At 67.1% G+C, this 11766-nt stretch carries 10 protein-coding genes and 2 pseudogenes; 9 read left to right on the top strand and 3 right to left on the bottom strand.

Annotated elements, in window-relative coordinates; all coding sequences use genetic code 11:
- Positions 1-284: 284 nt before the first annotated feature.
- The 4 genes and pseudogenes from ACFOW4_RS25450 to ACFOW4_RS25435 form a co-directional block, all read left to right on the top strand.
- Positions 285-515, top strand: a pseudogene (locus tag ACFOW4_RS25450) (site-specific integrase); the annotation flags it as partial.
- 621 nt (positions 516-1136) lie between these two features.
- Positions 1137-1391 (top strand): ATP-binding cassette domain-containing protein, encoded by a 255-nt coding sequence (locus ACFOW4_RS25445; RefSeq protein WP_377532170.1) that lies wholly within the window; start codon positions 1137-1139, stop codon positions 1389-1391.
- A 486-nt stretch (positions 1392-1877) separates the two neighbouring features.
- A complete protein-coding gene (locus ACFOW4_RS25440) occupies positions 1878-3377 on the top strand; it encodes a SulP family inorganic anion transporter (RefSeq protein ID WP_377532168.1) in 1500 nt (499 codons plus the stop codon).
- Entirely contained in the window at positions 3377-3829 is a 453-nt protein-coding gene (locus ACFOW4_RS25435) for a MerR family transcriptional regulator (RefSeq protein WP_377532165.1), read from the top strand. Before ACFOW4_RS25440 ends, ACFOW4_RS25435 begins: the two co-directional genes overlap by 1 nt.
- Before the next feature lie 260 nt (positions 3830-4089).
- On the opposite strand, the gene ACFOW4_RS25430 is transcribed toward ACFOW4_RS25435, so the two are convergent.
- Positions 4090-4911 carry a hypothetical protein gene (locus tag ACFOW4_RS25430; RefSeq protein ID WP_377532163.1) on the bottom strand — a complete coding sequence of 274 codons (822 nt, stop codon included), beginning with the start codon at positions 4909-4911 and terminating at the stop codon, positions 4090-4092.
- A gap of 32 nt (positions 4912-4943) precedes the next feature.
- Between ACFOW4_RS25430 and ACFOW4_RS25425 the strand changes: the two are divergent.
- The 5 genes and pseudogenes from ACFOW4_RS25425 to ACFOW4_RS25405 form a co-directional block, all read left to right on the top strand.
- Positions 4944-5042 (top strand): annotated as a pseudogene (locus ACFOW4_RS25425) (IS5/IS1182 family transposase); the annotation flags it as partial.
- Positions 5043-5184: 142 nt separating this feature from the next.
- Positions 5185-6195, top strand: coding sequence for a mechanosensitive ion channel family protein (locus ACFOW4_RS25420; RefSeq protein ID WP_377532160.1), 1011 nt, complete (start codon positions 5185-5187; stop codon positions 6193-6195).
- Between the two features lie 212 nt (positions 6196-6407).
- Entirely contained in the window at positions 6408-6533 is a 126-nt protein-coding gene (locus tag ACFOW4_RS25415; RefSeq protein WP_377532157.1) for a hypothetical protein, read from the top strand.
- 725 nt (positions 6534-7258) lie between these two features.
- Positions 7259-8230: a hypothetical protein gene (locus ACFOW4_RS25410; RefSeq protein WP_377532155.1), complete on the top strand. Its 972-nt coding sequence runs from the start codon at positions 7259-7261 to the stop codon at positions 8228-8230.
- Between the two features lie 1445 nt (positions 8231-9675).
- Positions 9676-10098, top strand: coding sequence for a hypothetical protein (locus tag ACFOW4_RS25405; protein WP_377532153.1), 423 nt, complete (start codon positions 9676-9678; stop codon positions 10096-10098).
- A 246-nt stretch (positions 10099-10344) separates the two neighbouring features.
- On the opposite strand, the gene ACFOW4_RS25400 is transcribed toward ACFOW4_RS25405, so the two are convergent.
- Both ACFOW4_RS25400 and ACFOW4_RS25395 read right to left on the bottom strand, forming a co-directional pair.
- On the bottom strand, positions 10345-10908 hold the full coding sequence (locus ACFOW4_RS25400) for a DinB family protein (protein WP_377532150.1): 564 nt from the start codon (positions 10906-10908) through the stop codon (positions 10345-10347).
- Between the two features lie 381 nt (positions 10909-11289).
- On the bottom strand, positions 11290-11664 hold the full coding sequence (locus tag ACFOW4_RS25395) for a hypothetical protein (protein WP_377532147.1): 375 nt from the start codon (positions 11662-11664) through the stop codon (positions 11290-11292).
- Between the last annotated feature and the right edge of the window lie 102 nt (positions 11665-11766).

The following is an 11766-nucleotide window of genomic DNA, read 5'->3' as shown; positions in this document are numbered from 1 at the left end:
CCGAAGCCAACACCAGCCCTACGACATTTCCCAACCCCGACCAACCCGGCCAACGTTTGTGGGCAGAGCACTAGCCGGACGTGTCACCCACGTCCCGATACTGATCGGTAACGCAGGTCCTGAGATACGACATCGCCAGCAGCCGGCGGCCCTGCTCGCGTACGGCCTGCTCAGGCTGCGTAGACGGCGGTTGCGTCGTCGCTGCGCATGTGCGTGCCCACCTCATGCAGGACGGGTCGGCGGCCTCGATGGCGCGTACCCGACTGATCATCTCGGGCGGGCCGCTCCTGCACTCCTTGCTCAACCGCGCGGTCAATCGGGCCATGGCGCGGGACAAGGCCAAGCGCAACGTCGTAGCCCTCTGCGTCGTACCTGCCGGTCGCGGCGGGCGTACGTCCAAGTCGCTAACGCTCGACCACACCAAGGCGCTCCTGCTCGCCGCCGAAGGCAGCTCGTTGCACGCCTACATCGTCGTCTCACTGCTGACCGGCGCTCGCACCGAGGAACTGCGAGCCTCACCTGGCTCTCCGCGACCCGGACCCGCCGCATGGTGGGGTGCCGCAGCTGCCCATCGCGCAGCAGCATGGTCGGTCGCGCCTTGATCAACCGCCGCGACGGCGGCCCGCGCACGGTGAGCAGAGCGATGACCCAGCACTCTCCGTCCCGTGCACCGGCAGCCGCACAGGGAGCGTGCCAGGGCCACCGAGGGCGGGTAGCCCGGGAAACGACTGCACAGCTCACGCCAATGCCGCAATCTTGGTAGAGACCGTGCAGTAGTCGCGAGCCGCCTGCCTGCGAGACAAAGGGCACCTGCCATGGGCGCAGCCCCGGGGGCGTCGAGGGACGCGGGCCTCCGCCTGATCAACGTGCCATTGAGCTCGACGACGAAGGCCCCGTCGTCGCCACCTCCGGCTACCCCGAAACGCAGTGGCCGAATTCTGCGGACGCCGGCTGACCAACGAATGCGACTGGCGGACGTGGTCGCAGAGACTGGAGGCCACCCATGAACCGACCGAACGTCGCCGAGTTCCACGGCGGCCCGCTCGACGGAATCCGTCGAATGCATCCTGAGCTGCCACCGGTGTACGTGGAACCGCTGGAGGAACCGACGACCGCCTCGCCTGCGACAAGGACCGATGCGCAACCACGCTCGGTGGTGTACGTACTGCGGACCGATCCCACCACCGGCCGCCCGGGTCCCGACGCCAGCGGCTTCTATCAGTACGACTTCCGCGGCTACCGCCCGACACGGTGAACGAGACCTCGACCTGTCCCGGGCGGCCCGCACGTACTCGGCCGGCAACCAGCAGAAGGTGGCACTCGTCGCCGCCTTCGCCACCCGCGCTCGACTGCTGGTGCTCGACGAACCGACCAGTGGGTTGGACCACTGACGGAGCTGCAGTTGCGCAGGGCTGTCGCCGAGGCGTGCGACAACGGGCAGACGGTCTTCCTCTGCTCGCACCAACTCGCTGAGGTGGAGGCCGTCTGCGACCGGGTGGCCATCCTGCGCGCCGGGCGGCTCGTCGACGTCGCGACGGTGCCCGACCTGCGGCGGCCCGAGTGGGACGGCTTCGTCCGCCTCGTCACCGGGGCGCCAATAACCGCCTCGGCCGCGGGTCGCCCTCGCGGTACCCACGGATGCCTCACGCCGTCCACGGCGCACGGCCACGCATCGGACGCAGCGGGTGATGATCATCATGGCCCACCGACTCTCCCCTTACGGAAGGGTAGGGTCAGCGGTGGTCAGGCAGCTGCCCCTCGCGACCACGTCGTTGTCGCCTCGTCCGGGTGGCTCATGCCTGAGCAGCTGTCCGTGTCCGGTTCCGGGCAGCAGTTGGGTGCACCGGTCGGGTGCACCCCCGAGTGGAAATGGCTGTATGTCTTCTGTGCTGTCCGCGGTCGTCCTGCCGCGTCTGTCCCGTCCGTCTTGGTTGTCGCCGAAGGTGTTCCGCACCGAGGTCCTGGCCGGCCTGGTCGTCGCCCTCGCGCTGATCCCCGAGGCGATCTCCTTCTCGATCCTCGCCGGGGTCGACCCGCGGGTGGGGCTGTTCGCCTCGTTCACCATGGCCGTCACCATCGCCATCTGCGGCGGCCGGCCGGCGATGATCTCCGCGGCGACCGGCGCCATCGCCCTCGTCGTCGGGCCACTGGCGAAAGAGCATGGGCTGGACTACTTGATCGCGGCGGTGATCCTCGGCGGTGCGATCCAAGTCCTGCTCGCGGTGCTCGGGGTGGCGAAGCTGATGCGGTTCATCCCCCGCAGCGTCATGGTCGGCTTCGTCAACGCCCTGGCCATCCTCATCTTCGCCGCCCAGGTTCCGCACCTGCTCGGCGTGCCGTGGCTGGTCTATCCGCTCGTCGCCGTCGCGCTGGCGATCATGGTCGGGCTGCCCCGGCTCACCCGGGCGGTCCCGGCGCCGCTGGTCGCGATCGTGGTCCTGACCCTGGTCACCGTCTTCGCCAGCGTGACGGTGCCGACCGTCGGCGACGAAGGCGCCCTACCGGACAGCCTGCCCACCCTCGGCCTGCCGCAGATCCCCTGGACCATGGACACCCTCACCCTGATCGCCCCCTACGCCCTGGGCATCGCACTGGTCGGGCTGATGGAGTCGCTGATGACCGCGAAGCTGGTCGATGACATCACCGACACGCACTCCAACAAGACCCGCGAGTCCTGGGGCCAGGGCGTGGCCAACATCGTCACCGGGTTCTTCGGCGGCATGGGCGGCTGCGCCATGATCGGCCAGACGATGATCAACGTGAAGGCGTCCGGCGCCCGCACCCGCCTGTCGACCTTCCTCGCCGGCGCGTTCCTGCTGATCCTCGTCGTCGCGCTCGGCGACGTGGTCGCGGTGATCCCGATGGCCGCCCTGGTCGCCGTGATGATCATCGTGGCGGTGTCGACCTTCGACTGGCACTCGGTCGCGCCCAAGACGCTGAAGCGCATGCCGTACGGCGAGACCATCGTCATGCTCGCCACCGTCGTGACCACCCTGGCCACCCACAACCTCGCCGTCGGCGTCGTCGTCGGCGTGCTCACCGCCATGGTCATCTTCGCCCGCCGGGTCGCCCACCTCGTCGAGGTCACCAGCGTCCTGGACCCCGACGGCACCACCCAGATCTACTCCGTGCGCGGCGAGTTGTTCTTCGCCTCCAGCAACGACCTCGTCGGCCAGTTCGACTACGTAGACGACCCCGACAACGTGGTCATCGACATGACCCACGCCCACGTCTGGGACGCCTCCTCCGTCGCCGCCCTCGACGCCATCACCCACAAGTACGCCACCCGCGGCAAGACCGTCGAGATCGTCGAGCTGAACACGCCCAGCGCGCGTATCCACGACACCCTCGCCGGCCAGCTCGGCGTCGGCCACTGATGGCCGCCACCAGCCGCGGCACCGGTCCGGAGCAGCAAGCCTCCGGCCCGGCCACCGGCCGCCTCATGCAGATCGGCGAGGCCGCCGATCGGGTCGGGCTGAGCATCCGCACCATCCGCCACTACGAGGAAGCCGGCCTGATCGTGCCCTCCGCCCGCAGCGAGGGCGGCTTCCGCCTCTACACCGAACCGGACCTCGACCGCCTCGCCGTGGTCAAGCGGATGAAACCCCTCGGCTTCACCCTCGACGAGATGCGCGACCTGCTCACCGTCCTCGACGCCCTCGACACCGCCACCGGCGCCGACCGGGCCGCGCTACTGGACCGGCTCGGCATGTTCCACGCCGCCGCCACCACGCGCGTCACCGCACTCCGCGACGAACTCGCCACGGCCGAAGGCTTCGCCGGCACACTGCGCGCCAAACTCGATCACCACGGCGCCCGACCCGCCTGAGCACCGCCGCTGCCGGTTGCCAGTGAACGGAGCATCCGTCAGCGGCGGTCGCCTGTCTGCAAAATCCGGCCGGCGGTGACCGACCGTCCCGCCACCCGAGCTCATCTGCACCAGCGCCGGCACCAACACCGCGGCGACCGCCAGGTGCCTCGCGGTCCCGGGTAGCTTCACAACTCGTGCGTCGCCAAGCGGTCGCACACCGGTCGCCATGGTCGCGGGAAGCCTGGCACCCGCTGTAGCTCCGAGGGTGCCGAGCTTCGTCACGCCCGCTGGCGGTCGCGCGCTGCCGGGTCGTCGCGCCGTGGCCGAAAGCCCGAAGGCGCGGCCAGCGAACTGGTGATCCAGTCGAGCGTCAGGTAGTCGGTGAGATCGACCGGCCGTTGCAGGGTCTGTTCCAGTACGGATGTGTCGATCAGTAGTGCCGCGGCGAACACCGTTCCGGCGAACAGCACCAGGCAGGACACCGCCGTGGCCAGACTGAGGGTGAGAATCGTACCCAGGTTGAACAGCCGGGCCAGCTCAGCCGGTGTCTCCCGGTCTGGTTTCTCCCATAGGCCGTGCGCGACGATCAGCCAGGCCACCAACGCGGTCAGCCCCAGGACCATGATCACCGCAAGCCGGAGTCCGCCGAGCGCATCGCCCATCTGCCAGATGGTGTTCGTGGTGAGCGCGAACGCGGCCGTGCCGAACGCGCCGACCAGCAGCTTGGACAGGCCCAGCAGGGCGCGCCCCGGGCGGTTGGCCTTGACCATTCCGGTCAACAGCCGCACCCGGCCGGTCAGCCGCGAGTCGACGTAGCGCAGTTCCCCGGCGTCGGCCTCGCCGACCACCCGATGGATGGCGGCAACCCGGCTTGGCATCTCGGCCGGTGCCCAGCCGGCCGGCGCCACCCGCTCGTCGGAAGCGTCGGTGAGTAGTCGGCTCACCAGATCCGGAACGACCACGCGGGCCGCTCGCAGCTGGCTCAGTCCCAGCGCGGGCAGGGACACCATCGCGACTCGGCGACGGGCGGAGGCCTGCGCGACCAGCGGCGCACGCTCGGTGTGCAGCGGCAGGTCGGTCAGGCAGATCGCGACTCCCACCGGTCGTCGGTGCGCCGTTGGGCAACATCGTCGCAGCGGCCCCCACCAGCGGCCGGCCACCGGCCTTGGGCAAGGTGATCTACAAGCAGCGCAACGTGGTGGAGCGCTGCTTCAACCGGTTCAAGCAGTGGGGTGTCGCCGGACGTCCGTCACGGCCGTCTGGCATTCCCGATATCCGCCGCTTGCCACCCGGATCCGATGACATCCTGAACGCGGGGAGTGCGGTCCCGAGTTCAGGAGAGGCGGCATCGGAATCACGGTGAACGGCCTCTGATGCGTACCACGTTGATCGTGTTGGCCGCGCTGGCGGGGGCCTTGGTCGTGGACCTGGTCTCCGGCGTGCTGATCCGCCGGGCTGCCCGTGGCCGCTACAAGTGGCTGCTGGAGCCGCTGCGGAACGCCTGCCGCCGCCCAGCGGCCGCGGTACTGCCGGTCGGGGCGCTGTACTACGCGCTGCCGCCCGGACCGGCCGAGTGGCAGCGTTATCTGCGGCACACCGTCCTGCTGGCCCTGATCGCCCTCAGCTCATGGCTGGTGATCAGGACATTGCACGTCGCCGAAACGGTCTCGTTCAGCAAGCTGCCGAGCGATCTGGTCAAAAACCGGCGGGTCCGGCGGGCCCGGACCCAGATCCGGCCCGTGCGGCGGCTCACCGTCGCCGTGGTTACGGTCGTCGCGATCGGCCTGATCCTGATCACCTTCCGGCCGGTACGCCTCGCCGGCATCTCCATTCTGACCTCGGCCGGCGTGATCGGCGCGGTGATCGGCCTCTCCGCCCGAACCGCGCTCGGCAACGCGTTCGCCGGCATCCAGATCGCCTTCGCCGACGGGATGCACGTCGGCGACGTGCTGGTCGTGGATGGCGAATGGGGCCGGGTCGAGGAGGTGAAGCTGACCAACGTGGTGATCCGGCTCTGGGACAACCGGGTACTCATCCTGCCGACCACGTACTTCACTGAGCGGCCGTTCCAGAACTGGACCCGGAACGAGTTCCGGGTAATCGGCAAGATCCAGATCCATGTCGACCACACCGCTGACCTGGACGACCTGCGCCGGGAGGCACGCCGACTGGTCGAGTCGTCACCGCTGTGGGATCAAGACCAGTGGGTGCTCCAGATGGTCGACGCCACCCCGCAGACCGTGGTCATCGAGGTGCAGGCCTCGGCCGCGGACGGCGCCAGCGCCTGGAACCTACGCTGCGACCTGCGCGAGGGACTGGTCCGCTACCTGCGGGACCACCATCCCCAGTGGTTGCCCCGCACCCGCAGCCAGTACCAGCCCTGACCGGCGGGTCCGGCGTGGCCGCCCCGGCGCCGGCGCCCGGTGTCGATCCCACCACTTGACGGTCGACTGACCACACGAACGCGCTGATCTCGGCAGCTCCCAAGGTGTGCTGGCCACGGTTGAGGTGGTTGACGCGAGGGCCCTGCTGCCGCCGCTGCCTCGTGACGATCCGACCGGGCCGGCGGCGGAGGGCGTCGAAATCTGGGCGGCAAATGACCGGTGAACGGCCGGTGCGGGAGGTGGTCGCCTGGACGATCGCGGAAGCGCGGTTCAAGCCGGCGGCGGAGCCGACCCGAAGATTCACCGGCTGTCACCCCCTGCGCCTCGGCACCTTCTGACCCTCCTCTCGACGTCGACCCCGACCCGTCCGCCGTCGGGCAGGGCGGCACGGTCACCACCGCTCCGCTGTGCGACGCCGGCATCTCCAGTGGGGGTGCCCGGCAGCGTTGGCCGGCCGTGCCAGCGGCCGCAGTGGGAGCACGAACGGTCCACGTCACCGCCTCAAGGTCGAGCATCGCGCCGGCGACGGTGCGCAGCAGTGCCGCTCTCGCGTCATCCGTCGTCGCTCGGCGGCGAAGCAACTGGTGAGAATGGACATGACATGCGTCGAGGCACGTTCCTGACCGGCCCGGCGCCGGCAGGACGTTGAGCCTGGTGGGGTGCGGGTCGAAATCCGAGGGCGGGTACGTCGCCAACCCCGGTTCGCTGCAGGTCTACTCCGCACCAGCGACGTGCTCGTGATGGTCCGGCCTGAGCAACTCGTGCTGCGTGAGTCGACCGGAGCCACGGCACTGGTCTTGTCGATGACCTACCAAGACGTCGACGCGATGGTCCACCTGGATCTGGATCGACCAGACCACCCGCCTGATGGCGCCTCCCCGGCGATGCGTACCACGCGTGGGCGACAAGGTGGGGTGCTGTACCCGCACCCGTCCCCCCTCGCTCCCCCGACACCGACCCGGATTACGGGTATAGACACGAGCCCCTTGACAGCAGATGAATAGCTACAGTTAGATACTCCTGCAGTTCAATGTCAACTCCGTCTGCACACCAAATAATTATCATGGGGGTGTTTGTGCCGAGGGCCATGTTCACAAGAGGTGTGGCGCGTACCGCCTTATTCGTACTCGCGCTATCCGGCGGGGCACTGGCGGCACCCACCGCCGCCAGTGCCGCGTACTACAACACTTACAGCACCGTCGCGACGCTCGGCAACGCGAATGGTTGCTACTCCGCGCAGGGATTCGGCGTAGGGTCCACCTACACCTACTCCGTGAAAGTCAACAGCGACAACACCAAGGCTGTCATCTACCGCACCAACATGAGCGACGGGACCACGACGCTCATGAACAATGGCGACAACGGGTCCACCTACACGACACATCTTGGCCACGCCAACGACGTTGCGCTGCACTCGAACGACGGAAACTACTACATGTTCGTCGTCACGATGGAAGCCGGTAGCGCAAGTCTCGTGAAGCTGAAGTATGTAGGGACCACCTACTACAAGGTGGGCAGCTACACGATCGCCTACGGTGGCGCGAACAAGGCGATGTCCGGAGTGAAGATCACCGGCAAGGACGCGAGCAACATCTACTTCCTCTTCAAGAGCGGCCGGACCTTCTACCGTGGCTCACTGCCGTTGACCGCAACCAGCGGCACGATTAACGCAACGTACGGCTTTTATGTGAATATAGAGAACGCCCTGGTCAACGGCAGCACAGTCTCCAATATCACCTCGTACGTAACCCAGGGGATCGGCTACCACAACAACACGGTGTATTACCCCCTGACCTACGAGAACGTCAGCGTCGTGCTTGTATATCGGAACATCTCGACCGCCTCGGGAACGATAAACGCGGACAACGACCTGTCCTTCCGAATCACCTCCAGCGCATATTCCGACCTCTTCGAGATCGAGGGGCTCGGCATCGCCAACGGGGACAAGCTCTGGTTCAACACCAATCGAAGGGCAAACCCCGACGACACCACCAGCGACGGGGTGCACTATTTCAACGGCTACAGCGTCGTCTGACCTCGCGCTTGATGAAGGCTCGTCGTGAAGGCGGGCGAGAACGTGAAAGTGCCCTCTGGGCCGGAGGGTTGGGACTCGATCGAGGGTCTCAACGATTCGGCACAGAGGGCACTTCGCACCTTCGCTGTCAGAAAGGCGGGCGGGCCGGGGCAACCACCGCGTTGGCAGCTCGCCGACGAGGGTGCAGACCGAGGTCGGCCCGGCGCAATTGCAGGGCCGGCGGCCCGGGGCGTTCGGGCCACAGGTTGCGCCGATGCACGCCCGCCGGGTCGAGGGCCACCGACGAGGCCGGCAGAACTTTGCAACGCTTCGCGCAGCGGACCAACCAACCTCGAGCTGCACAGTCCGCCAACACGCACATGCGGGAGTTGCGGTCGCACTACCGCGATCGCGTTGCACCGCACCGCTACGTAAAGGCTGGCGTTGGCGCTGCCCGGCACGGCCAGCCGCGCCGCCCATGAGTTGCCACCTGCGGCTGGAGTACGGTCCCGAGCAAGCCGATCGGCGGCGACATGGCGATCAGCCAGGGCCATTGCCGCCGCTCGCGCAACCATCGCCGAGTGCGCTACCGGCCCTCGACGCCGGCCGCCGACACAACATTTCCGCGTCCACGACGGCGACCAGCTCCTCGCGGAGGTCCCCGCGCCACCACCAAGGCGGGCGTCGGTTCAAGGCTCGCAAGCCCGAGCCTCCACGGCTGCCTCGCCGCAGCATCACTCCTGAGACGTCCACGGAGTGAACCACCAGGGCTCTCCAGTGGTGTCGCCCGTTGCTTCACCAGACACGGTCACGCTTGAGCCATCCAAGAAGCAGACCTCCAGGTCACCTGCGTCGCTCACCTGAGCTCGAACCACCGTCAGGTTGTTCAGGTCGAGCAACCGGCACACATCCGCTGAAGCCGGCGGCGCTTGCCTCAGCCCGGAAGTCGCCCGAACCTGCCACGAGCTGTCGAGGTAAAGCCGAGCTTCACGCGACGGCGTGCTCACACCGGCAAAGGTGATGAACGGCCAAGCCTGCCGCTCCCCGACCTCCACAACCACGCAACCGCAGTTCCAGGAGAGTCACAAGATCGTCTAGGCGGACGTGTCACGGATCAAGTGACCGCGATCCGTCACGCATCAAGTGGAGCCCGACACCTGTCCGACTCCGGATGATGCGTTACACGGTGGCTTCACTTGATGGGTGACGCTCCGCCGAGTGCTGGTGGAGTCGATGGGTTCGGACACTTGATCTCGCTGGCGTCGGCGTGCGGGGCTGCTGGTGCACGGCCTGTAGGCCGGCTTGGAAGACGCGACATCTCGGCGCGAGGTGCGCTACAAGGTCAACGACGAAAAGCCTGCACGTGCCATGATCAAGCACATGAGAGCGTGTGGCCCGGCGACTGGAGGAGCTTGCTCCCCTCGCAACGACGAGAAATTCACTGGCCGGCGGCTGGCAACTTAAGCATGGGTCTCATCACCAGCTCCCTCTGCCTCGCCTTACCCATCATGCTCGTGTTGTGGCTGTGGGTCAGGCCCTTGTTCTCCGGCCGATGGAAAACTCCCGGCTGGTTCATCGCAACAGCCGGACTCTGCGTCGTCGCCGCCGCCGCCACGTGGATCCTCGGCGCCTTCGCGGGCTCCTCTATGGACCCGGAAGAGTCCTGCCACATGGCCGGCACCGCCTACGACAACGCCTACCGCTCCGCCCATTGGCAAGAGCCTTCGCGATGGTTCCCCCTGCACAACAGGTGCAACGCCAGCTACGACCTCGTCCCGGCATGGGTCAACCCAGCCCTGGTGCTCCTGCCCCTGCTGGCCACCACCTGCCTGGGCGTGGCCGTCTGGCTGGCCGTCGCACACAAAAGAACCAAGATGGGCGAGGCATGAACTCGGGCCTCTGCCCGACGGTGTTGGGCGCGGCCTGTGCCTTGGTCAACTAATCTCCGCGGACCGCAACACCACGGCAACCTGCCAGCCAGCGGCTGGGGCAGCCTACCCTCACCAAGAGATCGTCTAAGGGACGTCTCGCAACCCGATTTCCTTTTCCTCTGGATGACCGTCGAGCACTTGGTCGGGGTTGGACGAGGGCCTGGTAGGTCGTCGAGGACCAGGTGTGTTTCCGAAGCTCGAAAGTCATATTCGGTGCGGTACGGCTGCGTCCTGCGAGCGGTAGAGGTCGCGCAGCAGGGAAATCTCGGCGCCGTGATGGATCAGTTCCCGGTTGACGTGCAGGACGATGCCCTCCATGGGAAACCGCTCGGGGCCCACCGTGGGCGGATTCTCCAGGTCAGCGTCCGAGAGCTCGCGGACCCCCGCGTTCCATCTCCCATACATCTCATCGAGCTGTTTCAGCGCCTCGTCAGCGGTCCCCGCGTAGGCGAATGTCTGAGAGTCGACGTCCTGGCCGCCGAAGTGCCATCCGACCCGATAGCCCAGGCAGGAGACGATGATGTGCGCCAGCCGCCAGGCAATCGTGGTCACCGGCGCCGGCACCGGGTCAGGGGACGCGGAGTCCATCGTCCATTCCCCCGAACCTGCCGACATCGGTGCGGCCGACGTGCCACGTGGGCGGATGCTCCAGCAGCCACGCACTGGCTCCCAGAAGTACTCCTCATCGGCAAGACCGTGCAGCCGCGGCCGCAGGTTCTTGTGCCAGTGCCGGTCCAGCTGGTCCGCGAGTCGCTCGCTTCTTGTCACTTCCGCACACTACATACAGCGGAGACCTGGCTGAGACCCTCGCGGACGCCGTCGCCAGCCGTGGGCCGCGCGCCCGAGATCAGCATGAGTATCCCGAGCGAGCGCCACGCCAGAGCCTCCGACCTGCATGTTCGAAGATGGCGAAGACTCAATGAGCTGTTGCTGTACATCGCTGCTGTACAAGATCGGGAAAGGCCATCTGGAAGATTCCAGATGACCTTTGACCTGCGTCGGGACGGCCGGATTCGAACCGACGACCCCTTACCCCCAGGCAACCAACACAACCGCCTGACCTGCTCCCCCGCGACAGGTGAGCTGCGAGATCGTCCTCCGGCGTCCCCGGTTGTTCGCCGACGTCGGTCCCGGTCGTCACTCAGTTAGTCATCCGGTCACCGAGACCTCGTAGTCCCCACGCGAGCCGGTGACCTCGTCACCCTGAGGGTCGTAGATAACCAGGCCGTACCGCTCCGCCAGGTCCAGGACGACGTCTACCGCCTCGCTGCCCCGCGGTGAGTAGCTGATGTTCATGCTCACGTGGTCGATGCCGACATCGAGAGGTGCCGACATCCAGGGCGACTCCGGGTCGTACGGCGGATGATCCGGGAAGCGCGCACGCAGTTCCTCGTAGAAGGAGACGATTCGCTGGTCAAGCTCACCGTCTCGGTGTTCCATGCCGGTGCAGTGATCGGCCATCTGCCGCACATCGTCTGCCGTCGCGGAAGGCTCGACCGCCAGGACCACAAGATCAAAACTCACCGCTACATGCTCCCTGACCAGAAGCCGCTCCGTCGACCTCGGCGAGTTCAATCGGTCGTTGCAACACCGGGCTGTTGTAGTGAGCGTAGCTGCTCGGCGAAG

It is taken from the genome of Micromonospora sp. GCM10011542 (genome assembly GCF_042650685.1).
Classification (GTDB): Bacteria; Actinomycetota; Actinomycetes; order Mycobacteriales; family Micromonosporaceae; genus Micromonospora.
Note: the sequence above shows the minus strand (reverse complement) of the source record. Positions and strands in the feature narration are given on the sequence as shown.